This window comes from Pseudomonas sp. IT-232MI5, assembly GCF_949767845.1.
In the GTDB taxonomy this organism is placed as follows: domain Bacteria; phylum Pseudomonadota; class Gammaproteobacteria; order Pseudomonadales; family Pseudomonadaceae; genus Aquipseudomonas.
On the sequence record NZ_CATKQE010000010.1, the window covers coordinates 37,099 to 60,387 of the forward strand.

Below are 23,289 nucleotides of genomic sequence, written 5' to 3' on the forward strand. Positions count from 1 at the left end.
CGCTTATCCTCCGGCCCGGAAAATCCGGGCCGGGCAGGGCATCAGCGCAGCTGAAATCTTGCCGTATTGGCGCTCAAGGCATGGCTGCCCTGACTCAGGGTGTCCGCCGCAAGGTTCACCGCCCGCGCGCCTGCCAGCAACCGTACGGCCGCCTGATCAACCTGCTGGATATTGCCGCTGACTTCATCGGCGGTGCTGGCCTGTTCCTCAACCGCTGTGGCGATCTGCGCCAACGTATCAGTGACGCTCTGCACCGCGCTGGCGATTTCGCCCAAACGTTCACCGAGGCCAGTGACCGACTCAGCATCGGTTTGCGCCTGGCCGCACGCGGCCTCCATCAGCGTCACGGCTTCGTTGACCGTGGCGCGCAGGCTATCGACCGTGCCGGCGATCTGCGCGGTGGACGACTGCGTGCGTTGCGAAAGGCTGCGCACCTCGTCGGCGACCACGGCGAAGCCACGACCCTGTTCACCGGCACGCGCAGCTTCAATGGCGGCGTTGAGTGCAAGCAAATTGGTCTGTTCGGCAACACCGCGAATGGTGTCGACGACCAATTGAATCTGCTGACCTTGTTCACTGACCCGGCCCAGTGCTGCTGCAGTTTCGTTCAAACGCTGATTGAGCTGCTGAATACTCGCCGTGGTGCGCTGGCTGTCGCGGCTGCTGTCGGCCGCGATGCGTCGGGTGTGCTGGGCGCTGCCGGAGGCCTGCTCGCAACTCTGCGCCACGCCTTGCGACGTCGCGGCCAGTTGCGTGGCAGCAGCGGCGATCTGGCTGATCTGCAACTGTTGCGCCTCGACTTCGCCGAGAGCGCCGCTGGAGTGTTCGTTGAGGCTGCGCACGGCATGGCTCAACTGCGAGGTTTCGTGATCGACACCGAGCATGCTCGCGCGCAGTTGCACCACGGCAACGTTGAGCGCGGTGCTGATCGCTGCCAGCTCATCGCGGCCCTCCACCGGTACTTGCAGACTGAGGTTGCCATCGCGCAGGGCTTCGGCGAGCAGGGTGATGCCGCTGGCGCTGCGACGGATCGAGGCTTGCAGGCAGACAAACAGATACAGCGCCGCGAGTAGCAGGCAGCCGAAAATGGCCGCGACGATGATGAACTGACGGATCGCCGAGCTGTGGTAGGCATCGAGTCGTTGGTCCAGCGACACCAGCGACTGCTGGCGCAGAGCGGCGAGGTCAGTCAGCAGGGCATCAAGGTTGCGTTCGAAGTCTTCCGGTTTGAGCGTGATGCTGCCGCCGAACACGCCGTCATCCAGCACCTTCAGGCCGCTATCAAGGCGTTTCAGGCTGTCGTGGTATTGGCTGGCCCAGCTCTGCTGATCATTCGGCAGGCGTGCCTCAAGTAGCGTGGCGGTTTTCACCAGTTGCTCGCGGGCATCACCGATGCGGCTGCGCAAGTCGCGCAACTGCAAACGGCTTTGCAGGGTGAATTGACCGGAGACCACCGAGGCCTGGCCGACTGCGGCGAGGCGTCCGACCCTTTCGATCAGGTCTGGCGCGTGTTGCGTTGATATCTGCGTCAGCAGGTAGGTTTCCAGCCACGGTGCGAGGGTCAGGCGATTGTCCATGACGATCTGCTCGCGCAACGCTTGCAGAGCGCTGAGGGCATTGGTGAAACGGTCATAACCGTCCGGCCACCAACCGACTCCGCTGAGGCTTTTCGAATCCAGACCATTGAGTGCGGTTTGCAGTGCCTGATAGCGCGTGAGGGTTTCGCCTTCAGCACCTTCATTCTTCAGGGCGTTGCCCAAGTCCGTGGTTGCTTGCTGCACGGCCGGTTGCACAGCGTCGAACGCGCCCATCGCGGCGAGAGTAGCGGGCGTCGGCTGACGATTGGTTTCCGTCGCACGCCAACGGGCGGCGCGGTCGCGTTGCGCGGCGAGCAGGTTGTCCAGCGCATCCAGCGCGAGCAACTGACGCACGCCGGCACGTTCGCCGGAAATCAGATTGAGCTTGTCGCGATAGTCCTGGCCGATCATCAACAGGCTGCCGGCCAACGGCAGAATGAACAGCAGAAACAACAACTGGAATTTACCTGCGAAGCCAAACCGCCCCAGCAATTTGATCCCCGGTGAAAGGAAAGCCTGCATGCCCCATGACTCCTCTGGACACCACGCACCATTGGCGTGCATCGCGGTCGCTCGACGTTGATGTTGTGCCCTGCTAAAAGGCCTCGAAAGTTCACTCTCGCCCGCTCTGTAGGCCGGCTCTGTAGCGAAACTTCCCATTGTCGGTGCCCTTTGTAAGGGCGCCGCGTTCAAGGGGAGAAGCAAGGCAAGATTCAGACCATGGCGTTGCGCTATCACCTATCCCTTGTAGGAGCTGCCGAAGGCTGCGATCTTTTGATCTGTGTTTTAACGGCAAGATCAAAAGATCGCAGCCTGCGGCAGCTCCTACATGATTCGGTCAGGTCAGGTCAGTTAGTTAGCTGGCTAAGGGGATGGCGCTGACGCACCGAAAAATGGCACATTGACGCACCTGCCTGCGTGCACCCATCTGCTGTCCGGAAACTTCCATGGCTATCAGCAACGTTCAGACCGCCGCTGCCTCGGCGCCCGCTGCTCCGCAAAGCAGTCCATTGGTGATGCGTATCATCGGCGCGGTGGCGCTGGCGCATTTGATCAACGACCTGATCCAGTCGGTGCTGCCGTCGATCTACCCGATGCTCAAGGCCAACTATGGCCTGACGTTCACTCAGGTTGGTCTGATCACTTTGACCTTTCAACTGACGGCATCGCTGCTGCAACCGTGGGTCGGTTATCACACCGATCGGCATCCGAAACCGTGGCTGTTGCCGGCCGGTTCCATCTGCACGCTGATTGGCATTGTGATGATGTCGATGGTTGGCAGTTTCCCCATGATCCTGCTGGCGGCGGCGCTGATCGGTATCGGTTCCTCGACGTTCCACCCCGAAGCCTCGCGGATTGCGCGGCTGGCTTCGGGCGGACGCTTCGGTCTGGCGCAATCGACCTTCCAGGTCGGCGGTAACGCCGGTTCCGCGTTCGGTCCGTTGCTGGCGGCGGCGATCATCATTCCGTTCGGTCAGGGCAACGTGGCGTGGTTCGGTTTGTTCGCGGTGTTTGCGCTGTTCGTGCTGTACCGCATCAGTCGCTGGTACGCCCATCACTTGAATCTGTTCAAGCTCAAGGCGGGTCAGGCAGCGACTCACGGGCTGTCGAAGGGCAGGGTGACCAGTGCGTTGGTGGTGCTGGGGCTGCTGGTGTTCTCCAAGTATTTCTACATGGCCAGCCTGACCAGCTATTTCACCTTTTACCTGATCGAGAAGTTCGACCTGTCGGTGGCCAGTTCGCAGTTGCACCTGTTCCTGTTTCTTGGCGCGGTAGCGGCGGGGACGTTCTTTGGTGGGCCGATTGGCGACAAGATCGGCCGTAAGGCGGTGATCTGGTTTTCGATCCTCGGTGTGGCGCCGTTTACGCTGCTTATGCCTCACGTTGATCTGTTCTGGACCAGCGTTCTCAGCGTGGTGATCGGCTTCATTCTGGCTTCGGCGTTCTCGGCGATCGTGGTGTACGCGCAGGAACTGGTGCCGGGCAATGTCGGGATGATTGCCGGAATCTTCTTCGGTTTGATGTTTGGTTTCGGCGGGATTGGTGCGGCGTTGCTGGGGCACTTGGCGGACATTCACGGGATCGAGTACGTGTATTTCCTGTGTTCGTTCCTGCCGCTGTTTGGCGTGTTGGCGATTTTCTTGCCGCGCACCAAAAAGCCCTGATTCACACATTTCCCATTGTAGGAGTGAGCCTGCTCGCGATAGCGGTGTGTCAGTTACGGTTGAATTGACTGACACTCCGCTATCGCGAGCAGGCTCACTCCTACAAGGGATTGGTGGTGTGGCGGAAAATATTTCAGGCACAAAAAAGCCGCGTATCAAACGCGGCTTTTTCTTGGGCGTAACGCTTACACGTTGAAGCGGAAGTGCATCACGTCGCCGTCCTTGACGATGTAATCCTTGCCTTCCAGACGCCATTTACCGGCTTCTTTGGTACCGGCTTCGCCCTTGTACTGGATGAAGTCGTTGTAGGCGATCACTTCGGCGCGGATAAAGCCTTTCTCGAAGTCGGTGTGGATCACGCCGGCAGCCTGAGGTGCGGTGGCACCGACTTTGACGGTCCAGGCGCGGACTTCTTCGACACCGGCGGTGAAGTAGGTCTGCAGGTGCAGCATTTCGTAACCGGCGCGGATCACGCGGTTCAGGCCAGGTTCTTCCAGGCCCAGGGCCTCAAGGAACATGTCTTTCTCTTCGCCGTCATCGAGCTCGGCGATTTCCGCTTCGATCTTGTTGCAGACCGGAACGACCATCGCGCCTTCTTCCTCGGCAATGGCGCGAACCACGTCCAGGTGCGGGTTGTTCTCGAAACCGTCTTCAGCGACGTTGGCGATGTACATGACCGGCTTGGTGGTCAGCAGGTGGAAGCCCTTGATCACTGCTTTTTCGTCAGCGCTCATGTTCTTCATCAGGCTGCGCGCCGGCTTGGCTTCGGTGAAGTGTGCGATCAGTTGCTCAAGCAATGCCTTCTGAACCACAGCGTCCTTGTCACCACCCTTGGCGTTACGCGCGACTTTCTGCAGTTGCTTCTCGCAGCTGTCGAGGTCGGCGAAGATCAGTTCCAGGTCGATGATTTCGATGTCGCGCTTCGGGTCAACGCTATTGGAAACGTGAATCACGTTTTCATCTTCGAAGCAGCGCACGACGTGAGCGATCGCGTCAGTCTCACGGATGTTGGCGAGGAACTTGTTGCCCAGGCCTTCACCTTTCGAGGCGCCGGCCACAAGGCCTGCGATGTCGACGAATTCCATGGTGGTCGGCAGGATGCGCTTCGGATTGACGATGGCCGCCAGTGCTTCCAGACGCGGATCCGGCATCGGCACGATGCCGCTGTTCGGCTCGATGGTGCAGAAGGGGAAGTTCTCGGCCGCGATACCGGATTTGGTCAGGGCGTTGAACAGGGTGGACTTGCCGACGTTAGGCAGGCCGACGATGCCGCAATTGAATCCCATGGTGTTTCCCCTCGGAGTAGAGTCAGGCCTTCTGGCTGTGCAGGTTTTTCATCGCGCGGTTCCATTCACCGGCGAGGATATCCGGCAGCACGCCGAGGGCAAAGTCGATGCTGGCATCGAGTTTTTCCTGTTCGGCGCGTGGCGCACGACCCAGGACGAAATTTGAAACCATACTGGCGACGCCCGGGTGGCCGATGCCAAGCCGCAGGCGGTAGAACGTATTCTGATTGCCCAGTTGCGCAATGATGTCGCGCAACCCGTTGTGACCGCCATGGCCGCCGCCCTGCTTGAGCTTGGCAACGCCCGGAGGCAAGTCGAGTTCGTCATGCGCCACGAGGATTTCTTCAGGCTTGATGCGGAAGAAGCCGGCGAGTGCCGCCACGGCCTGGCCGCTGCGGTTCATGTAAGTGGTGGGAATCAGCAGACGAACATCCTGACCCTGATGCGAATAGCGCCCGGTCAGGCCGAAATATTTGCGATCGGCGACAAGGTTGACACCTTGTGCGTCAGCGATGCGCTCAACAAAAAGGGCCCCTGCGTTATGCCGGGTCTGGTCGTATTCAGCGCCTGGATTTCCCAGGCCAACGATCAGTTTGATGGCAGTCACGATAGGGGCCCTTCCTTTGAGTGGTGAGTAACATCGCCGCGATCAGGAAAAGCGGCGAAAGTGGACGAAAAATGCTCATTTACCATGGATGTAAACTCCGCGTTCTCGCCCGCTTTCTCGCTACGTTCCAGTCCGCGATGTTCCTTGCTCACTCAGGCATGACAGAGTGAATTACTCTGCTGCGCCTTCTTCGGTAGCTTCTGGAGCAACACGTGGAGCGTGGACGTTGGCAACAGCCTTGTCATCGCCGTGTGCCAGAGCAACGAACTCAACGCCTTTAGGGGCTTTGAGGTCCGACAGGTGAATGATCGAACCGATTTCAGCGTCAGCCAGGTCGACTTCGATGAACTCAGGCAGATCTTTCGGCAGGCAGGTCACTTCGATTTCAGCAACAACGTGCGAAATCTCGCCGCCTTTCTTCACTGGAGCAGCTTCGTTGATGAAGTGCACAGGAACGATAGCGGTCAGTTTCTGGCCAGCGACAACGCGTACGAAGTCAGCGTGCAGCACGTGGCCTTTGGCTGGGTGACGTTGCAGAGCTTTGATGATGACGTTCTGCTTGGTGCCGCCAACGTTCAGCTCGATGATGTGGCTGTAAGCCGCTTCGTTTTCGAGCAGTTTGGCAACTTCTTTGGCCAGCATGCTGATGGATTCAGGGGCTTTCTCGCCACCGTAAACAACAGCTGGAACCAGAGCGGCGAGACGACGCAGGCGGCGGCTCGCACCTTTCCCCAGGTCGGAACGCACTTCAGCATTCAGAGTAAAATCGTTCATTTTGTATCTCCAAAATAGCCATGACCGAGTGGCGTTTGCGACCAGCGCCGAACACGGTATGGGCAAAAAAGCCCCGCCCCGGCAGGAATGCCGGGGCGGGGCGCTTTTCGTCAACGAGACATTTCGAGAAGGGCAGGGCCCTTAACGGAACATCGCGCTGATCGATTCTTCATTGCTGATGCGGCGAACCGCTTCGGCAACAACCGGTGCGATATCCAGTTGACGGATACGTGCACAGGCTTGTGCTGCAGCGGACAGCGGGATGGTATTTGTCACCACCAGCTCGTCCAGCACGGAATTTTCGATATTCTCGATGGCCCGACCCGACAGCACAGGGTGTGTGCAGTAGGCAAAGACCTTGGCTGCGCCATGCTCTTTCAGGGCCTTCGCCGCGTGGCACAGAGTGCCGGCGGTATCGACCATGTCATCGACCAGAATACAGGTACGCCCTTCGACATCACCGATGATATGCATCACTTCAGAGTGATTGGCTTTCTCACGGCGTTTGTCGATGATCCCGAGATCCACGCCCAGGGATTTGGCAACAGCACGTGCACGCACGACGCCACCAATGTCCGGGGACACGATCATCAGGTTTTCGAAGCGCTGATCTTCAATGTCATCCACCAGAACCGGGGAGCCGTAGATGTTATCTACCGGAATATCGAAGAAGCCCTGAATCTGGTCAGCATGCAGATCAACCGTGAGAACACGGTCGATGCCGACTACGGTAAGCATGTCAGCAACGACTTTCGCGCTGATAGCTACACGTGCGGAACGCGGACGGCGATCCTGACGGGCATAACCAAAATAAGGAATAACAGCAGTGATACGAGTAGCCGAGGAGCGGCGGAAGGCATCAGCCATCACTACCAGTTCCATCAGGTTATCGTTGGTCGGAGCGCAAGTCGGCTGAATAATGAAAACGTCTTTACCGCGAACGTTTTCATTGATCTCGGCTGTAATTTCGCCGTCGGAAAACTTACCGACAGAGATGTCACCGAGAGGGATATGCAGCTGACGTACAACACGCCGAGCCAGATCGGGGTTAGCGTTCCCCGTAAAGACCATCATCTTGGACACGCGCAGTACCTAGAGGCTGAGGGTAACCTGGATGAGTATAGAAAATGGCAGGGGCGGCTGGATTCGAACCAACGCATGGCAGGATCAAAACCTGCTGCCTTACCGCTTGGCGACGCCCCTGTATCTGTTGCATCAAGTGCCGAGCACCTGGTTCCTTTAGAGCAGACTTTGCAGTTTGCGGTGCAACATCGAAACGTTGCTGCCTTTGGCTACAAACCCTGTAAGGGTCTCTGTCAGAAGGGCCGAGACTTTATCAGCTTCAGCTTTGCTTGGGAAGCCCCCAAACACACAACTTCCAGTTCCGGTGAGTTTTGCTTCGGTAAATTTACCTAACAAATCCAATGCGTTACGTACTTCTGGATAACGCCTTGCAACCACCGGCAAGCAGTCATTTCGACTGTTTCCCTCGGGAACGGGGCGCACTTTAATGGGCGGCGTGTTACGTGTCAACAAAGGATCGGAAAAAATTTCTGCCGTACTAACAGAGACTTGCGGCACGAGCACCAGATACCACGGTTCTTCGGGATCCACCGGGGTGAGTTTCTCGCCCACGCCCTCGGCAAACGCCGCATGGCCACGGACGAAAACCGGCACGTCAGCGCCAAGCGTCAGGCCCAGAGTAGCCAGGCGATTTTCGTCCCAACCCAGCTGCCACAAATGATTCAGACCGAGCAAAGTGGTCGCCGCGTTCGAGCTGCCACCACCAATGCCGCCACCCATAGGCAGGACTTTATCGATCCAGATATCGATGCCGAGTGAACAGCCGGACTGTTGCTGCAGCATTTTTGCCGCGCGCACGATCAGGTTGCTGTCATGCGGCACGCCGACGAATTCGGTGTGCAGTTGAATCACGCCGTCATCACGCACGGCAAAAGTGATTTCATCGCCGTAATCGACAAACTGAAACAAAGTCTGCAACTCGTGATAACCGTCTTCACGACGACCGAGAATGTGCAGCATCAGGTTGAGTTTGGCCGGCGAGGGCAGGGTCAGGCGTGCAGCGGTCATGCGTTATTGCCCCAACTTGCGCGGTTGCCAGGTCTTGATCACCAGCGTGACGTCGAGGTCGGTGCCGTGCAGCTTGATGCGCTCGGGCAACCAGTAACCGTTTTGTTCGGTGTAGGCGGTGTATTCGACTTTCCAGCCATCCTGTTCCAGGTTGGCCAGACGACTGTCCGCATCCAGGTTCAGGCGGCTTTTGCTGTTCGGCGCCGGCAGGCCACGCACCCACCAGGCCAGATTCGACACCGGCAGTTTCCAGCCGAGCTGTTCTTCGAGCAGCGCTTCCGGCGACTCGGAGTCGTAGCGACCCTGATTGGCGACTTCCAGCGATACTTTGCCCGGCCGCCCGGTCAGGCGCGCGGCGCCACGACCCAGCGGGCCGGACAGACGGATGTCGTAATAGTCCTGACGTTGCAGCCAGAACAGCGTGCCGCTACCGGAATCTTTCGGTGCGCGGATGCCGATCTTGCCATCGATCTGCCAGCCATCGAGGCCGGTCAGTTGTTGTTTGTTCGCGGCCCATTGAGCCGGACTGCCGTGGCCCTCGACCGATTCGCGAGTGCCAAAACCCGAGCAGCCAGCGAGCAGGGCGATGAAGCTGAAAACAATAACGTGGCGCAAAAACATGAGTTAAAGAGTCTCGGATCCGGTCAGGCGCTTGATGGTGCTGCGCAGAATGGTGCTGTCGGGCTGATCCTTGAGGAATTTGCCCCAGATTTGTTTGGCTTCACGCTGGTTGCCCTTGGTCCACAACACTTCGCCCAGGTGTGCGGCGACTTCGTGATCAGGGAAACGCTCCAGCGCCTGACGCAGATATTTCTCGGCGTCATCCAGGTTGCCCAGGCGGTAATTCACCCAGCCGAGGCTGTCGAGTACGGCCGGGTCTTCCGGATTGATCTGGTGTGCCTGCTCGATCAGCGCTTTGGCTTCAGCGTAGCGAGTGGTGCGGTCGGACAGGGTATAGCCCAGCGCGTTAAGGGCCATGGCGTTGTCCGGATCACGCTTGATGATCAGGCGCAGGTCTTTTTCCATCTGTGCCAGATCATTGCGTTTTTCCGCGAGCATGGCCCGGGTGTAGAGCAGATTCAGATCGTCCGGGTATTGCAGCAAGGCTTGCTGCAAGACTTTCCAGGCCTTGTCGTCCTGTTTATTGGCCGACAGGGTTTCCGATTCGATCAGGTACAACTGAATCGCGTAGTCCGGTTGTTCGTCGCGCTGAGCGGCGAGTTTGCTTTGCGCTTCAGCGGTTTTGCCGTTGTTCATCAGGATATCGGCCTGACGCAATTGCGCCGGCAGATAATCGTTGCCCGGGCCGACCTGGGCGTACTCGATGAGCGCGCCTTGCGGGTCGTTGCGTTCTTCGGCGATGCGACCGAGGTTCAGGTGCGCCGAATCGACATGGCTTTCCCGGGCGATCAAGTCTTCCAGGTAACCCTTGGCCTCATCCCAGGCCTTGGCTTCCAGGCATACAAGTGCCAGCGAATAACGCAGTTCGTCGTCTTCAGGATATTGCTGAACAAGGCTGGAAAACTCGGCCTTGGCGTCGTCCATCCGGTCCTGTTCAACCAGCATGCGTGCGTAAGTCAGGCGCAAGCGTTTGTCGTCCGGGTACTTCTTGATGCTTTTTTGCAGCAGAGGCAGGGCTTCGTCGCCACGGTTGAGCAATTGCAGCAGACGTGCGCGCAGCAGAATCGGCGCAATCTCGCCTTCTTCCGGCGGATGGTCTTCGAGCAATGCCAGTGCGGCTTTGTTGTCGCCATCCTGTTGCAGCAACAGGGCCTTGCCGAAAATCAGCTGGCTGTTGTTCGGATGACGCTGCAACAAACGGTCAAAACTTTTCATCAGGCCGTTGCGGGTTTCCTGATCGGTATCCGCTGCCGACAGCGCGAGGAAGTCGAAATGGGTATCGCCCTTGCCCTGCAGGACTTTCTCCATATAGACCATCGAGTCGTCGTAACGCCCGGCGCGCGCCAGTTGCACGGCAGCGGCGCGTTGCGCTTCGAGGTCGTCCGGGGCGTTTTTCGCCCAGATCAGCGCGGTATCGAGGGCCGGTTGATCGGCGCCGAGATATTCGGCGATACGGAATGCGCGCTCGGAGACGCCCGGATCCTGGGTGTTGATGGCCTGGGTCACGTAGTTGTCCAGGGCAATGTCGAAACGATTGCGCTGGCCGGCGAGTTCGGCGCTCAACAGGCTGAAAACGGTTTCCTCGCTGAACGAGCTGTAAACCTTGGGCTTTTCAGGCGCGGGCGTGGTGTCTTCAACCGACGGCGTACCGTCCGGCGAAACGGGAGCCAAGGCCTGGCAGCCGCTGAGGAAGACAAAAGCGAGGAGCAACGCGGAAGATCTATTCATATAGGAAGAGGACGACTAACCTGCGGTCGGATCATCATGACACAAGCCTTCGGCCAAACATAACCGAGACTCAATTGTGCCCATTATAGGGGCTGACGATTGGGACAATAGTCAGCGGTAGTTGTTCTGAATCTTTCGAAGGTGGACAATTGCCGGCTTCACGTCACCATCAGCGACCTTGAATGGCCTTCCTTGCACTCGGTATCAACCACAAGACTGCTTCAGTAGACGTCCGCGAGCGCGTGGCCTTTACCCCTGAGCAGCTGGTGGAAGCCTTGCAGCAGCTCTGCCGACTGACCGACAGCCGCGAAGCTGCGATCCTCTCGACCTGCAATCGCAGTGAGCTTTATATAGAACAGGATCAGCTTTCTGCCGATATCGTGCTGCGCTGGCTGGCCGACTATCACCATTTAAGCCTTGATGAGCTGCGCGCGAGTGCTTATGTGCATGAAGATGATGCGGCAGTTCGTCACATGATGCGCGTCGCCTCCGGGCTCGACTCGCTGGTGCTCGGCGAACCGCAAATTCTCGGCCAGATGAAATCGGCCTACGCCGTGGCCCGCGAGGCCGGCACCATTGGTCCGCTGCTGGGACGACTGTTTCAAGCCACGTTCAATGCCGCCAAACAGGTGCGCACCGACACGGCGATCGGTGAAAACCCGGTGTCCGTGGCATTTGCCGCGGTCAGCCTGGCGAAACAGATTTTCAGCGATTTGCAGCGTAGTCAGGCTTTGCTGATCGGCGCCGGCGAGACCATTACTTTGGTCGCCCGCCATTTGCACGAGCTGGGGGTCAAGCGCATCGTCGTCGCCAACCGCACGCTGGAACGCGCCAGTCTGTTGGCTGAACAGTTCGGCGCTCACGCGGTGTTGCTCTCGGACATCCCGGCAGAACTGGTGCGCAGCGATATCGTGATCAGTTCGACCGCCAGTCAGTTGCCGATTCTCGGCAAGGGCGCGGTGGAAAGCGCGCTGAAGCTGCGCAAGCACAAGCCGATCTTCATGGTCGACATCGCCGTTCCCCGGGATATCGAGCCGGAAGTCGGCGAGTTGGACGACGTTTACCTCTACAGCGTCGACGATCTCCACGAAGTGGTCGCCGAGAACCTCAAGAGTCGTCAGGGCGCAGCCCAGGCCGCGGAAGAGATGGTTTCGGTCGGCGCCGATGATTTCATGGTGCGCCTGCGCGAACTGGCGGCGGTCGATGTGCTCAAGGCTTATCGTCAACAGAGCGAACGCCTGCGCGACGAAGAGCTGCAAAAAGCCCTGCGTCTGCTGGCCAACGGCGGCAACGCTGAAGACGTGCTCGGACAATTGGCCCGTGGCCTGACCAATAAACTGTTGCACGCGCCCAGCGTGCAATTGAAAAAGCTTTCTGCCGAAGGCCGCCTCGATGCGCTGGCCATGGCCCAGGAACTCTTTGCCCTTGAGGGCTCACCGGATAGCTTTTCGGATAAAAAATCGCAATGAAAGCGTCACTGCTCAATAAGCTGGACATCCTCCAGGACCGTTTCGAGGAACTGACCGCGCTGCTCGGCGACGGCGAAGTCATTGCCGATCAGACCAAATTCCGCGCCTATTCCAAGGAATACGCCGAACTCGAGCCGGTCGTGCAAACCTATAAAAAGCTGCTCAGCGTACAAAGCGATCTTGAAGGCGCCCAGGCGCTGCTCAAGGACAGCGACCCGGACATGCGTGAAATGGCCGTGGAAGAAGTCCGTGAAGCCAAGGAATTGCTGATTACCCTGGAAGGCGATCTGCAACGCATGTTGCTGCCCAAGGATCCGAATGACGGCCGCAACGTCTATCTCGAAATTCGCGCCGGCACCGGTGGCGACGAGGCGGCGATCTTCTCCGGCGACCTGTTCCGCATGTACTCGCGTTACGCCGAACGGCGTGGCTGGCGTGTCGAGATCCTTTCGGCAAACGAAGGCGAACACGGCGGTTATAAAGAAGTCATCGCGCGCATTGAAGGCGACAACGTTTACGGCAAGCTGAAATTCGAATCCGGCGCGCACCGCGTACAGCGTGTACCCGCCACCGAATCCCAGGGCCGTATCCACACCTCGGCCTGCACCGTGGCGGTGTTGCCCGAGCCGGACGAGCGCGAAGCCATCGAGATCAACCCGGCGGATTTGCGCGTCGACACTTACCGCTCCTCCGGGGCCGGTGGTCAGCACGTCAACACCACCGACTCGGCGATCCGCATCACCCACATACCGACCGGCACCGTCGTCGAGTGTCAGGAAGAACGTTCCCAGCACAAGAACCGTGCCCGGGCGATGGCTTGGCTGTCGGCCAAACTCAACGACCAGCAAACCGCCGCGGCGGCCAATGCGATTGCCAGCGAGCGTAAATTGCTGGTGGGTTCCGGTGACCGTTCCGAGCGGATTCGCACCTACAACTTTGCTCAGGGCCGGGTTACCGACCATCGCGTCAACCTGACCCTGTACTCGCTGGATGAAATCCTCGCCGGTGGCGTTGAAGCGGTGATCGAGCCGTTGTTGGCCGAATATCAGGCTGACCAACTCGCTGCGATAGGTGAATAAATGACCATCATTGCCAGCCTGTTGCGCGCTGCCGAATTGCCGGACTCGCCCACCGCGCGTCTGGACGCCGAGTTGCTTCTCGCGGCGGCACTGGGCAAATCACGCAGCTTTCTGCACACCTGGCCCGAACGCATCGTACCCAGTGAAGCGGCGCTAACCTTTGCTGAATACCTGCAACGCCGCCGTAGCGGTGAACCGGTGGCTTATATTCTCGGGCAGCAGGGCTTCTGGAAACTCGATCTTGAAGTCGCGCCGCACACGCTGATCCCGCGTCCGGACACTGAATTGCTAGTGGAAGCGGCGCTGGAATTGCTGCCCGCGACCCCGGCCAAAGTGCTCGACCTCGGCACCGGCAGCGGCGCAATCGCATTGGCCCTGGCCAGCGAGCGCCCGGCATGGAAAGTCACCGCCGTAGATCGCGTACTCGAAGCCGTGGCTCTCGCCGAACGCAATCGCCAGCGCCTGCATTTGAACAACGCCACCGTGCTGAGCAGCCATTGGTTCAGCGCGCTGGAAGGTCAGCGTTTCCAGTTGATCATCAGCAACCCGCCGTACATCGCTGCGGCCGATCCGCATCTGGTCGAAGGCGATGTGCGCTTCGAGCCGGCGAGTGCGCTGGTGGCCGGTGAAGACGGTCTGGACGATCTGCGTCTGATCGTTGCGCAAGCCCCGGATCATCTGCAAGCAGGTGGCTGGCTGATGCTCGAACACGGCTATGATCAAGCCGAAGCCGTACGCGATTTGTTGCTGACGCGTGGTTTCGAAGAAGTCCACAGCCGCACCGATCTGGGCGGACATCAACGCATCAGTCTAGGGCGCCTGCCGTGCTGAATGATCAGGAATTGCTGCGCTACAGCCGGCAGATTCTGCTGCAACACATCGACATCGACGGGCAACTGAAGCTCAAGGACAGTCGCGTGCTGATCGTCGGCCTTGGCGGTCTCGGTGCACCGGTTGCCTTGTATCTGGCAGCGGCGGGTGTCGGTGAATTGCATCTGGCGGATTTCGACACGGTCGATCTGACCAACCTGCAACGCCAGATCATCCATGACACCGACAGCGTCGGCATGAGCAAGGTCGACTCGGCGCTCAAGCGTCTGGGTGCGATCAATCCTGAGATCCAACTGATCGCTCACCGTCAGGCGCTGGATGAGGATTCTCTCGCCGCAGCCGTGGCGGCGGTGGATCTGGTGCTCGACTGTTCCGATAATTTTTCCACGCGCGAGGCAGTCAACGCGGCGTGCGTGGCCGCGTGTAAACCGTTGGTCAGCGGCGCGGCGATTCGGCTGGAAGGGCAGTTGTCGGTGTTCGACCCGCGTCGCGCCGAGAGCCCGTGCTACCACTGTTTATACGGGCATGGCAGTGAAGCCGAACTGACTTGCAGTGAGGCCGGTGTGGTCGGGCCTTTGGTGGGTCTGGTCGGCAGCCTGCAAGCGCTCGAGGCCTTGAAGGTTCTGGTCGGTTTCGGTGAGCCGCTGGTGGGCCGCTTGTTGCTGATCGATGCCCTTGGTTCGCGTTTCCGTGAGTTGCGCGTCAAGCGCGATCCGGGTTGCAGTGTCTGTGGTTCGCGCCATGCGTGAAGCGCCGATCGGCGTGTTCGACTCCGGCGTCGGCGGCTTGTCGGTGCTGGCGGAAATCCAGCGTTTGCTGCCCAATGAATCACTGCTCTATGTCGCCGATTGCGGGCACATTCCCTACGGTGAGAAAACCCCTGAATTCATCCGTCAGCGCTGCAGCGTGATGGCCGGGTTTTTCCGTGAGCAGGGCGCCAAGGCGTTGGTGCTGGCCTGCAATACCGCGACGGTCGCAGGCGTTGCCGATTTACGACGTGATTTTCCCGACTGGCCGATTGTCGGTATGGAGCCTGCGGTCAAACCTGCCGCTGCCGCGACCCGCAGCGGTGTGGTCGGCGTGCTAGCCACCACTGGCACGTTGCAGAGCGCCAAGTTCGCCGCGCTGCTTGATCGCTTTGCCACCGACGTTCGCGTGATTACCCAGCCATGCCCCGGCCTGGTCGAGCTGATTGAAAGCGGCGATCTGCACAGCGCCGAGTTGCGCCAGTTGCTGCAAGGGTATGTCGAGCCACTGTTGGCCAGCGGTTGCGACACGATCATTTTGGGCTGCACCCACTATCCCTTTCTCAAGCCGATGCTCAAGTCGATGATCCCAGCTGACATAAGTCTGATCGATACCGGCGCGGCTGTAGCACGGCAACTTCAGCGGCTTTTGGCGGAGCGCGATTTGCTCGCTGGCGGCCCGAACCAGCCGGTCAGATTCTGGACCAGCGCCGATCCTGCGTACTTCAAAAACATCCTGCCGCTACTGGGGCAAAGTGCTGGCGAAGTGCAAAACTTCAGCTTGTAAAAAAATTGTGAAATAACTAAAACTTCAGCTGAACTTCTGAGTAGGCGCTAGCTTCTATAGCGAAGAGTTACCTAGAAAACCAAACGATCGTTCCGGAAAAGGAAGTTTCAACGTGAAGCGACTATTCTGCTTGGCCGCGATTGCGGCCGCACTGATGGGGCAAAGTATTACTGCGCAAGCGGCAGGTGTTGAGCTCGCGGTGGGGGCCACCAGCGACTCGACCATGACGTACCGCCTGGGCATGAATTTCGACTGGGACAAGAGCTGGCTGCAAAGTGACGTCGGTCGCCTGACCGGTTACTGGAGCGGGGCGTACACCTACTGGGAAGGTGACAAGACTTCCAGTAACAACAGCCTGTCGTTCTCGCCGGTATTTGTTTACGAGTTCGCCGGTCAATCGGTCAAACCGTATGTGGAAGCGGGGATCGGCGTCGCGGCGTTCTCCAATACCAAGTACGAATCCAACAACCTCGGCGGTTCTTTCCAGTTTGAAGACCGCTTCGGTTTTGGTCTGCGTTTCAATGGCGGGCATGAAGTCGGGATTCGTGCGACGCACTATTCCAACGCTGGCCTGGCCAGTGACAACGACGGCGTAGAAAGTTACTCGCTGCATTACACGATGCCGTTGTAAGCACGATCAAAAGATCGCAGCCTTCGGCAGCTCCTACAGGTGAAACACATTCCCATGTAGGAGCTGTCGAAGGCTGCGATCTTTTGTTTTTGGGATCACCGGTAAGCCGTGGTGATGCCTTTGCGCTCTTCAATGCACTCGGGCGCGCCCATCTCGAATTCGCGGCAGATCAACGGGCGTTTCTCATAGATCGTGCACATCATGCTGTCGCGATCCAGCGCCGCGCACCAGCCGTCGTCCAGACGCAGCATCACTTCGCCGCCCCACTCATCGGTATCGATAAAGCGATCAGGCACGCCAGTGTCGGTGATCAGCATCACTTCGAGCTGGCAACAGCACGCCGCGCAGGTCGAACAAGTGACCGCCGGTTCCGTGATTTGTTGGTGGGGAATGGTCTTCATGGCCGGCAGTGTAAGGCAGTGGCCGGCATGCGTGTGAAAGGTCTGACAGACGCTCAGTGCGTCAGTCGCCGCGCCATCGTATGCAACAGCGGAAACAGCAGCGCCCAGAGCAGGCCGATACCGATCAGTGTCGGCAGTTCACCATAGGGAAATTGCACGCCGGCTAGCCGCCCGCCGGCGTAGTACGACATTGCGCCACCGACGGCCCCCAGCGAACTCGCCAGCCACCACGGCCGCGCGCTCCAGGCCAGGCAGTGACGCAACGTGGTCGCGAGCAACGCCCAGAGCAGCATCAGCCACAACGGAATCAGCGGCGACAGATCCTGAAACTCGAATACACCCAGCGCGCGCAAAACGCTGTCCACCGCCGTGCCGACAATCACCACGCTCAACACCAGGCGACCCTCAGCCGCCCAACTGCTGATCCAGCGCAGATGAATCACCAGCACCGCCAACGCCAGTAGCAACCACAAACTGTTGCCGCCGAGCACGCAGGTCAGCCAGCCGATCTGGAACAGCACGGCATTGGCGACACGCTCAAGCATCGAAGCGTCCGAGCAGCGGCGCGGTCATCGCCGCCGGTTTGGCCAGCAACAATTGCGCGGTGCCGATGGTGCGTTCGAGGAAGCCACCCTCGCAGTAACACAGGTAGAACTCCCACAGCCGCAGGAAATAATCGTCGTAACCCAACTCGCTCAAGCGGCCGTGGGCGCGGCGGAAGTTCTCGTGCCACAGGCGCAGGGTGCGGGCGTAGTGCAGGCCGAAATCTTCCATGTGCAACAGGTTCATGTCGGTGTCGCGGCTGACCACTTCGAGCATTTTCTGCACGCAGGGCAGGGCGCCGCCGGGGAAGATGTAACGCTGGATGAAATCGACGCCGCGCTTGGCCTGTTCATAGCGCTGCTCGCGGATGGTGATCGCCTGGATCAGCATCAGACCGTTGCTCTTGAGCAGGTGCGCGCATTGTTTGAAATAGGTCGGCAGGAAGCGGTGACCGACCGCTTCGATCATTTCGATCGACACCAGTTTGTCGTATTCGCCGGTCAGGTCGCGATAGTCCTTGAGCAGCAGCGTGACCTGATCCTGCAAGCCCAGTTGTTCGATGCGTTGCGCGGTAAACGCGTACTGCTCTTTCGACAGCGTCGTGGTGGTGACCCGGCAACCGTAATTCTGGGCGGCGTAAAGCGCCATGCTGCCCCAACCGGTGCCGATCTCCAGCAAATGATCATCGGGTTTGAGCGCAAGCTTCTGGCAGATCCGCTCCAGTTTGTTCAACTGCGCCTGCTCCAGACTGTCTTCGGGCGTAAGGAACTGCGCCGCCGAATACATCATGGTCGGATCAAGAAATTGCTCGAACAGATCGTTGCCGAGGTCGTAGTGCGCGGCGATGTTCTTTTGCGAACCCTTGCGCGTGTTGCGGTTGAGCCAGTGCAGACCTTGCACCAACGGCCGGCCGAGGCGGGCCAGGCCACCCTCCATGGCGTCGAGCACGTCGAGATTGCTGACGAATACGCGTACCACCGCTGTCAGATCCGGCGAACTCCAATAGCCGTGGATAAACGCCTCGCCGGCACCAATCGAACCATTGCCGGCGACCATGCCCCAGACGGCCGCATCCGTCACATGGATTTCCCCCAGCAACGCACTGCCCGGCGTACCGAACATCAGCCGTTCGCCGTCCTCGACCACCAGCAATTGCCCGTGTTTGAGTTGAGCCAATTGGCGCAACACGCCACGGCGCAGCAGCGATCCGGTCAAACCGTTGGGGCTGAACCGACTGACCGACAGACTAGAGGATTTCATGGCGCTGCTCCTTGGGAGGCACAGTGGCGGTTTGAAAGCTGCCGTCGGCAGTCTGATGAGCAAAGATCGGTGCGCGTTTGAGCAGCAGTCGCAGCGCTTGCCAGTAAATCGCCAAGGCAGTTTTTGCGGTCATCCACGGAAACCGCCGCAAGTAGCGGTGCAGGCTGCGACGATCGAGACTTTCGCGTTGCAGATTGAGCGTGGCGTCGAACAGTTTGTGCTCGCCTTGCCAGTCGGCCATGTGCACGCCGAGGTTCTGCGCAGCGGGGCTGAAGCTCATGCGGTATTCGAGATCGCGCGGCAAAAACGGCGAAACGTGAAAGGCCTTGGCCACGGCGAAGTGCTGGTGAAAATCCTGCAGATTGGCGGGCGCACGCGCCGGCAGCACATAGTGATAACGCTCGCGCCACGGCGTGTTGGTGACTTCACAGACAATCGCCGCCAGTTGCCCGTCGGCTTCATGGCAGTAAAAGAAACTCACCGGATTGAACGACAATCCCCAACTGCGCGCCTGGGTCAGCAGGCAAATCGAGCCTTGCGGTTCGTGGCCGATGGCGATGCCGACCTGCTGACGCACGGCATCGATCAGGCGTATGCCTCGGCCAGTGAATGCCTTGAGATAGTCCGTCTCGCGAAACGAGAAGGGCGCAAAGCGACTGCGTCCGGCCAGCGGCGACAGTGCAAGCACCGCGTCCTGTTCGCTGAGGTCGAGGTAGAGCAAACCGATCCGGTAGCGGAACTCATGGCGGCGCGGCGAGAAGCGCCGATGACCGATCCAGCCGCTGTAGAGGGCGCTGTTCATAAGGTTTCCCCGAACGCGGCGGCCACGCGCAAGGCGCTGACCACACCGTCCTCATGAAAACCATTGGCCCAGTAGGCGCCGCAATAATGCGTGTGTTGCGCGCCATCAAGTTCGCCCCAGCGTTGCTGTGCGGCCGCTGCTGCGAGGCTGAACTGTGGGTGGGCGTAGGTGTAGCGGGCGAGCACTTTGTCGGGGCTTATGCCGGCACTCTGATTGAGGCTGACGCAGAAAGTGGTGTCGCTCTGAATGCCCTGCAGAATGTTCATGTCATAGGTGACGGCGGCGTGGGTGTGACCGGCGCCGCTGAGCCGATAGTTCCAGCTGGCCCAGGCCAGTTTGCGCGTCGGCAGCAAACGCGTATCGGTGTGCAGCACCACTTCATTGTCGGCGTAGGGCAGGGCACCGAGGATCGCGCGTTCGGCATCGCTGGGGACTGCCAGCAGTTTCAGCGCCTGGTCGCTGTGGCAGGCGAACACCACCCGATCGAAATGCTCAAGGCCTGCCGGGCTGTGGATAACTACGCCATGCACATCGCGATCAACCCGAGTGACCGGGCAATTGAGCCGAATCCTGTCTTTGAACGCAGCCGTCAGCGGCGCGATATAGGCACTGGAACCGCCTTCGATGACTTGCCACTGCGGACGATCACTGACCGATAACAGGCCATGGTTTTTGAAAAAGCGCACAAAAAACTGCAGCGGAAAGTTGAGCATTTCCGCCATCGGCATCGACCAGATCGCCGAGCCCATCGGCACGATGTAATGCAGGATGAAACGTTCGCCGTAACCGCCGGCCTTGAGGTAGTCGTCGAGGGTGGTGTCGGCGGCAATGCGCAGTTCGACAAGATCGCGCTGGGCTTCTTTGTTGAAGCGCAGAATATCGCGCAACATGCCCCAGAACCCCGGCGACAACAGATTGCTGCGCTGGGCGAACAGGCTGTTGAGGTTGTTGCCGTTGTACTCCAGACCGGTGTCCGGGTCGGTCACCGAGAAGCTCATTTCCGTCGGCTTGAACGCCACGCCGAGCTGGCCGAGCAGACGGATGAAATTCGGGTAGGTCCAGTCGTTGAAGACGATGAAACCGGTGTCCACGGCGTACTGCCGTCCAGCGACCGTAACGTCCACGGTGTGCGTGTGGCCACCGACCCAGTCGCCCGCCTCGAACACCGTCACGTCATGGCGGCGATTGAGCTGGTAAGCGCAGGTAAGCCCGGCGATGCCGCTGCCGATGATGGCAATTTTCATGTCGGATCCGTCAGTGGAGGCGACTTGCGCACCATGCGCTTGCCGATCGCCAGTTGTACCCGTGCCGGCAGTTTCGACAGCGGCCACAGCGCGGCCATGAACAGCGCCGGAAAGGCGATCTCCAGCGGCCGATCCTTGAGCTTGGCGAAGATGTGCCGCGCGGCTTTATCCACAGGCCAGCTCAACGGCATGGGGAAATCGTTTTTGGCGGTCAGCGGTGTTTCGACAAAACCGGGGCTGACCACGGTGACTTCAATGCCTTCGTCGGCCAGATCGATGCGCAACGACTCGAACAGGTAACGCAAACCGGCCTTCGAGGCACCGTAGGCTTCGGCCCGTGGCAGCGGCAGATAGGTCACCGAACTGGCGACGCCGACCAGGTGCGGCGCAGTGCCTTTGCGCAGCAGCGGCAGTGCGGCCTCGATGCAATAACTGCTGGCGAGCAGGTTGGTGCGCACCACATGTTCGATGATCGATGAGTCGAACTGCTTGGCGTCCACGTATTCGCAGGTGCCGGCGTTGAGAATCACCGAGTCCAGCGAACCCCAGTCCTCGGCGATCTGCTCACCGATTTCGCGCACAGTCTGGCTGTTGGTCAGATCTCCCGGCACGACCAGAACCTGCCCCGGATAGCGTTGCGACAAGACTTTGAGCGGAGCAACCTGACGGGAACTGACTGCCAGGTGCGCACCGGTTTTCAGGATCTCTTCAGCCAGCGCAGCGCCGATGCCACTGCTGGCCCCGGTCAACCAATAACGCCGTGGAGGTGTACGACTCATCCCATTCTCCTTTTCAGCCAGGCAATGACCCGGCCCAATACTGGCAAGTGTTCATACAGCAGCGCCCCGGCATCGAAATAATCCCGGTGGCGATAAACCTTGTCACGCCAGAGCAGATGCGAGCAGCCGCTGACGCGAATCACGCGGCCATTCGCCAGGCGCGGATGGCGATAGCTCATGACCCAGCGCAAATAGCCTTCGCAGTCGCTGATCTGGTCGAAACCATGAAAGTCGAAACGCAGTTCGCTGACGTTGGCGTATAACTCGCCGAAATAGTCGCGTAACTGCGCCAGACCCTGCACCTCATGCAACGGGTCGGTGAAGTGAATGTCATCGCTGTACAGCTCGCCCAGGCTTTGCAGGTTATCTTTGTTCAACGCTGAAAATTGCCGGGCGAAGCGGCGCAGGAATTCACTCATCATCACCTCCTGAAGACGTACGCGAAGGCAGATTCTTGAAGGCTGCCAGCGCCCGTTGCCGCGAGGTGCTGAGGTTGACGATCGGCGACGGATAGTCTGCGGCGCCGAACAAGCCGCCGAGGTTGGCCGGGTTGTGCACTTCTTTTTTGTTGAGGCCGGCCAGTTCTGGTAGCCAGTGCTTGATGAACAAGCCTTCGCTGTCGAATTTTTCCGATTGGCTCAGCGGATTGAAGATGCGGAAGTACGGCGCTGAATCGGTGCCCGTCGACGAACTCCATTGCCAGCCACCGTTGTTCGCCGCCAGATCGCCATCAATCAAGTGGCGCATGAAAAAGCGTTCGCCTTCGCGCCAATCGATCAGCAGGTTTTTGGTCAGGAACATTGCCACGATCATGCGCAGGCGATTGTGCATCCAGCCGGTTTCGAGCAATTGGCGCATGGCCGCGTCGATGATCGGCAGACCGGTGCGCGCTTCTTGCCATGCGGCAAGATCGTCCGGCGCATCACGCCAGGCCAACGCCTCGGTTTCCGGGCGAAATGCACGGTGCCGAGAGACCCGTGGATAGCCGACCAGAATGTGTTTGTAGAACTCACGCCACAGCAACTCGTTGATCCAGGTGACCGCACCGACCTTGCCGCTCTCGAACTCGCCCTGATTGCTTTGCAGGGCGGCGTGCAGGCATTGGCGCGGCGAAATCACGCCGGCCGCGAGATACGCCGAGAGCTGACTGGTGCCGGGTTTGGCCGGGAAGTCGCGTTCGCTCTGGTAGTAGTCGATCTGCGCGTCGGTGAAGGTGTCGAGACGGCGCCGGGCTTCGTTTTCGCCGGCGGGCCATAGATCGCGCAAGGTCTGGCTCGGCGTCGAGAAGCCCTTAACCGAGTCGGGAATCGGATCGCTGCTGAGCTCAAGTTTTTCCTGTTTGCCGGGGGCCTTGACCAGCGCCGGCATCGAGCGATGCAGGCGTTCGTAACAGACTTTGCGGAACTGACTGAACACCTTGAAGTAACTCTCGGTCTTGGTCAGCACGCTGCCAGGTTTGAACAGCAACTGGTCGAGATAGCTGTGAAAGGTGATGCCCTCGGCCTTTAGTGTTTCGCCTACCGCTGCATCGCGACGGCTTTCATGAACGCCATATTCTTCATTGGCGTGAACCGCCGCTATCTTCAGCTGCCGGCAGAGTTTGAGCAGTTCTGCCGGGGCTTGATCCCAATGGGTTGCGGTGCGAATCAGCAACGGGATGTTGAGTTTGCCAAGGCTTGCGCTCAGCTCACGCAGGTTGCGCAACCAGAAGTCGACCTTGCACGGCGCATCGTCATGTTCCAGCCACTGCTGCGGGCTCAACAGGTACACGGCGACCGTCGGGCCGCGCGCTGCGGCGGCCGCGAGGGCGGTGTTGTCATGTTGGCGCAAGTCGCTGCGCAGCCAGATCAATTGCATGTCGGAACTCA

23 protein-coding genes and 1 tRNA gene are annotated in these 23,289 nt (G+C 59.4%); 7 read left to right on the top strand and 17 right to left on the bottom strand.

The window, feature by feature from the left end; genetic code table 11:
• Window positions 1-41: 41 nt before the first annotated feature.
• Window positions 42-2,099, bottom strand: a complete 2,058-nt coding sequence (locus ACM6JQ_RS08595) for a methyl-accepting chemotaxis protein (RefSeq protein ID WP_414893567.1) — start codon at window positions 2,097-2,099, stop codon at window positions 42-44.
• 425 nt (window positions 2,100-2,524) lie between these two features.
• Between ACM6JQ_RS08595 and ACM6JQ_RS08600 the strand changes: the two genes are divergently transcribed.
• Window positions 2,525-3,742, top strand: coding sequence for an MFS transporter (locus ACM6JQ_RS08600; RefSeq protein ID WP_414893568.1), 1,218 nt, complete (start codon window positions 2,525-2,527; stop codon window positions 3,740-3,742).
• 185 nt (window positions 3,743-3,927) lie between these two features.
• Here the strand turns inward: ACM6JQ_RS08600 and ychF are convergent, their stop codons facing one another.
• The 8 genes from ychF to ACM6JQ_RS08640 form a co-directional block, all read right to left on the bottom strand.
• Window positions 3,928-5,028, bottom strand: coding sequence for a redox-regulated ATPase YchF (gene ychF, locus ACM6JQ_RS08605; RefSeq protein WP_007912904.1), 1,101 nt, complete (start codon window positions 5,026-5,028; stop codon window positions 3,928-3,930).
• Window positions 5,029-5,050: 22 nt separating this feature from the next.
• Complete coding sequence (gene pth / locus ACM6JQ_RS08610; RefSeq protein ID WP_007912902.1) at window positions 5,051-5,635, bottom strand: aminoacyl-tRNA hydrolase; 585 nt, start codon at window positions 5,633-5,635, stop codon at window positions 5,051-5,053.
• Window positions 5,636-5,806: 171 nt separating this feature from the next.
• The gene (locus tag ACM6JQ_RS08615) at window positions 5,807-6,409 is read right to left on the bottom strand and encodes a 50S ribosomal protein L25/general stress protein Ctc (RefSeq protein ID WP_007912900.1); all 603 of its coding nucleotides are present in this window, start codon (window positions 6,407-6,409) and stop codon (window positions 5,807-5,809) included.
• 141 nt (window positions 6,410-6,550) lie between these two features.
• Window positions 6,551-7,492 (bottom strand): ribose-phosphate pyrophosphokinase, encoded by a 942-nt coding sequence (locus tag ACM6JQ_RS08620; protein WP_003171603.1) that lies wholly within the window; start codon window positions 7,490-7,492, stop codon window positions 6,551-6,553.
• A gap of 45 nt (window positions 7,493-7,537) precedes the next feature.
• Window positions 7,538-7,612, bottom strand: a tRNA-Gln gene (locus ACM6JQ_RS08625).
• Window positions 7,613-7,648: 36 nt separating this feature from the next.
• The gene (ispE, locus tag ACM6JQ_RS08630) at window positions 7,649-8,500 is read right to left on the bottom strand and encodes a 4-(cytidine 5'-diphospho)-2-C-methyl-D-erythritol kinase (RefSeq protein ID WP_414893569.1); all 852 of its coding nucleotides are present in this window, start codon (window positions 8,498-8,500) and stop codon (window positions 7,649-7,651) included.
• A gap of 3 nt (window positions 8,501-8,503) precedes the next feature.
• The gene (gene lolB, locus ACM6JQ_RS08635; RefSeq protein WP_007912895.1) at window positions 8,504-9,121 is read right to left on the bottom strand and encodes a lipoprotein insertase outer membrane protein LolB; all 618 of its coding nucleotides are present in this window, start codon (window positions 9,119-9,121) and stop codon (window positions 8,504-8,506) included.
• A 3-nt stretch (window positions 9,122-9,124) separates the two neighbouring features.
• Window positions 9,125-10,849: a tetratricopeptide repeat protein gene (locus tag ACM6JQ_RS08640; protein WP_007912892.1), complete on the bottom strand. Its 1,725-nt coding sequence runs from the start codon at window positions 10,847-10,849 to the stop codon at window positions 9,125-9,127.
• Between the two features lie 182 nt (window positions 10,850-11,031).
• On the opposite strand from ACM6JQ_RS08640, the gene hemA reads away from it, so the two are divergent.
• The 6 genes from hemA (at window position 11,032) to ACM6JQ_RS08670 (ending at window position 16,392) form a co-directional block, all read left to right on the top strand.
• Window positions 11,032-12,318, top strand: coding sequence for a glutamyl-tRNA reductase (hemA, locus tag ACM6JQ_RS08645; protein ID WP_007912890.1), 1,287 nt, complete (start codon window positions 11,032-11,034; stop codon window positions 12,316-12,318).
• Complete coding sequence (prfA, locus tag ACM6JQ_RS08650; RefSeq protein ID WP_095114376.1) at window positions 12,315-13,397, top strand: peptide chain release factor 1; 1,083 nt, start codon at window positions 12,315-12,317, stop codon at window positions 13,395-13,397. Before hemA ends, prfA begins: the two co-directional genes overlap by 4 nt.
• A complete protein-coding gene (gene prmC, locus ACM6JQ_RS08655; protein WP_007912886.1) occupies window positions 13,398-14,228 on the top strand; it encodes a peptide chain release factor N(5)-glutamine methyltransferase in 831 nt (276 codons plus the stop codon). It abuts the gene before it with no gap.
• On the top strand, window positions 14,222-14,977 hold the full coding sequence (locus ACM6JQ_RS08660; RefSeq protein WP_007912884.1) for a molybdopterin-synthase adenylyltransferase MoeB: 756 nt from the start codon (window positions 14,222-14,224) through the stop codon (window positions 14,975-14,977). Before prmC ends, ACM6JQ_RS08660 begins: the two co-directional genes overlap by 7 nt.
• Window positions 14,970-15,761: a glutamate racemase gene (gene murI / locus ACM6JQ_RS08665; protein WP_095114378.1), complete on the top strand. Its 792-nt coding sequence runs from the start codon at window positions 14,970-14,972 to the stop codon at window positions 15,759-15,761. The genes ACM6JQ_RS08660 and murI overlap by 8 nt, the downstream gene beginning before the upstream one ends.
• A 112-nt stretch (window positions 15,762-15,873) precedes the next feature.
• Window positions 15,874-16,392: an acyloxyacyl hydrolase gene (locus tag ACM6JQ_RS08670; RefSeq protein ID WP_414893571.1), complete on the top strand. Its 519-nt coding sequence runs from the start codon at window positions 15,874-15,876 to the stop codon at window positions 16,390-16,392.
• A gap of 95 nt (window positions 16,393-16,487) precedes the next feature.
• Here the strand turns inward: ACM6JQ_RS08670 and ACM6JQ_RS08675 are convergent, their stop codons facing one another.
• The 8 genes from ACM6JQ_RS08675 to phrB are packed head-to-tail and all read right to left on the bottom strand — an operon-like array spanning window position 16,488 to window position 23,278.
• Window positions 16,488-16,793 (bottom strand): YkgJ family cysteine cluster protein, encoded by a 306-nt coding sequence (locus tag ACM6JQ_RS08675; protein WP_007912865.1) that lies wholly within the window; start codon window positions 16,791-16,793, stop codon window positions 16,488-16,490.
• A 53-nt stretch (window positions 16,794-16,846) separates the two neighbouring features.
• Window positions 16,847-17,338, bottom strand: coding sequence for a DUF2878 domain-containing protein (locus ACM6JQ_RS08680; RefSeq protein ID WP_007912864.1), 492 nt, complete (start codon window positions 17,336-17,338; stop codon window positions 16,847-16,849).
• The gene (locus ACM6JQ_RS08685) at window positions 17,331-18,596 is read right to left on the bottom strand and encodes a class I SAM-dependent methyltransferase (RefSeq protein ID WP_414893572.1); all 1,266 of its coding nucleotides are present in this window, start codon (window positions 18,594-18,596) and stop codon (window positions 17,331-17,333) included. Before ACM6JQ_RS08685 ends, ACM6JQ_RS08680 begins: the two co-directional genes overlap by 8 nt.
• Window positions 18,583-19,398: a DUF1365 domain-containing protein gene (locus tag ACM6JQ_RS08690; protein ID WP_414893573.1), complete on the bottom strand. Its 816-nt coding sequence runs from the start codon at window positions 19,396-19,398 to the stop codon at window positions 18,583-18,585. Before ACM6JQ_RS08690 ends, ACM6JQ_RS08685 begins: the two co-directional genes overlap by 14 nt.
• Window positions 19,395-20,642: an NAD(P)/FAD-dependent oxidoreductase gene (locus ACM6JQ_RS08695; protein WP_414893574.1), complete on the bottom strand. Its 1,248-nt coding sequence runs from the start codon at window positions 20,640-20,642 to the stop codon at window positions 19,395-19,397. Before ACM6JQ_RS08695 ends, ACM6JQ_RS08690 begins: the two co-directional genes overlap by 4 nt.
• Window positions 20,639-21,421, bottom strand: a complete 783-nt coding sequence (locus tag ACM6JQ_RS08700; protein WP_007912854.1) for an SDR family NAD(P)-dependent oxidoreductase — start codon at window positions 21,419-21,421, stop codon at window positions 20,639-20,641. Before ACM6JQ_RS08700 ends, ACM6JQ_RS08695 begins: the two co-directional genes overlap by 4 nt.
• A complete protein-coding gene (locus tag ACM6JQ_RS08705; RefSeq protein ID WP_007912852.1) occupies window positions 21,418-21,840 on the bottom strand; it encodes a nuclear transport factor 2 family protein in 423 nt (140 codons plus the stop codon). The genes ACM6JQ_RS08700 and ACM6JQ_RS08705 overlap by 4 nt, the downstream gene beginning before the upstream one ends.
• The gene (phrB, locus tag ACM6JQ_RS08710) at window positions 21,833-23,278 is read right to left on the bottom strand and encodes a deoxyribodipyrimidine photo-lyase (protein ID WP_414893576.1); all 1,446 of its coding nucleotides are present in this window, start codon (window positions 23,276-23,278) and stop codon (window positions 21,833-21,835) included. The genes ACM6JQ_RS08705 and phrB overlap by 8 nt, the downstream gene beginning before the upstream one ends.
• Between the last annotated feature and the right edge of the window lie 11 nt (window positions 23,279-23,289).

Coding starts and splice junctions, on each gene's coding strand:
- ACM6JQ_RS08695 (WP_414893574.1), bottom strand. CDS start 20,642: ATGAAAATTGCCATCATCGGCAGCGGCATCGCCGGGCTTACCTGCGCT.
- ACM6JQ_RS08615 (WP_007912900.1), bottom strand. CDS start 6,409: ATGAACGATTTTACTCTGAATGCTGAAGTGCGTTCCGACCTGGGGAAA.
- ACM6JQ_RS08675 (WP_007912865.1), bottom strand. CDS start 16,793: ATGAAGACCATTCCCCACCAACAAATCACGGAACCGGCGGTCACTTGT.
- ACM6JQ_RS08600 (WP_414893568.1), top strand. CDS start 2,525: ATGGCTATCAGCAACGTTCAGACCGCCGCTGCCTCGGCGCCCGCTGCT.
- lolB (WP_007912895.1), bottom strand. CDS start 9,121: ATGTTTTTGCGCCACGTTATTGTTTTCAGCTTCATCGCCCTGCTCGCT.
- prmC (WP_007912886.1), top strand. CDS start 13,398: ATGACCATCATTGCCAGCCTGTTGCGCGCTGCCGAATTGCCGGACTCG.
- ispE (WP_414893569.1), bottom strand. CDS start 8,500: ATGACCGCTGCACGCCTGACCCTGCCCTCGCCGGCCAAACTCAACCTG.
- ACM6JQ_RS08640 (WP_007912892.1), bottom strand. CDS start 10,849: ATGAATAGATCTTCCGCGTTGCTCCTCGCTTTTGTCTTCCTCAGCGGC.
- murI (WP_095114378.1), top strand. CDS start 14,970: ATGCGTGAAGCGCCGATCGGCGTGTTCGACTCCGGCGTCGGCGGCTTG.
- ACM6JQ_RS08705 (WP_007912852.1), bottom strand. CDS start 21,840: ATGAGTGAATTCCTGCGCCGCTTCGCCCGGCAATTTTCAGCGTTGAAC.
- hemA (WP_007912890.1), top strand. CDS start 11,032: ATGGCCTTCCTTGCACTCGGTATCAACCACAAGACTGCTTCAGTAGAC.
- ACM6JQ_RS08685 (WP_414893572.1), bottom strand. CDS start 18,596: ATGAAATCCTCTAGTCTGTCGGTCAGTCGGTTCAGCCCCAACGGTTTG.
- ACM6JQ_RS08595 (WP_414893567.1), bottom strand. CDS start 2,099: ATGCAGGCTTTCCTTTCACCGGGGATCAAATTGCTGGGGCGGTTTGGC.
- ACM6JQ_RS08700 (WP_007912854.1), bottom strand. CDS start 21,421: ATGAGTCGTACACCTCCACGGCGTTATTGGTTGACCGGGGCCAGCAGT.
- prfA (WP_095114376.1), top strand. CDS start 12,315: ATGAAAGCGTCACTGCTCAATAAGCTGGACATCCTCCAGGACCGTTTC.
- phrB (WP_414893576.1), bottom strand. CDS start 23,278: ATGCAATTGATCTGGCTGCGCAGCGACTTGCGCCAACATGACAACACC.
- ACM6JQ_RS08680 (WP_007912864.1), bottom strand. CDS start 17,338: ATGCTTGAGCGTGTCGCCAATGCCGTGCTGTTCCAGATCGGCTGGCTG.
- ACM6JQ_RS08690 (WP_414893573.1), bottom strand. CDS start 19,398: ATGAACAGCGCCCTCTACAGCGGCTGGATCGGTCATCGGCGCTTCTCG.
- ychF (WP_007912904.1), bottom strand. CDS start 5,028: ATGGGATTCAATTGCGGCATCGTCGGCCTGCCTAACGTCGGCAAGTCC.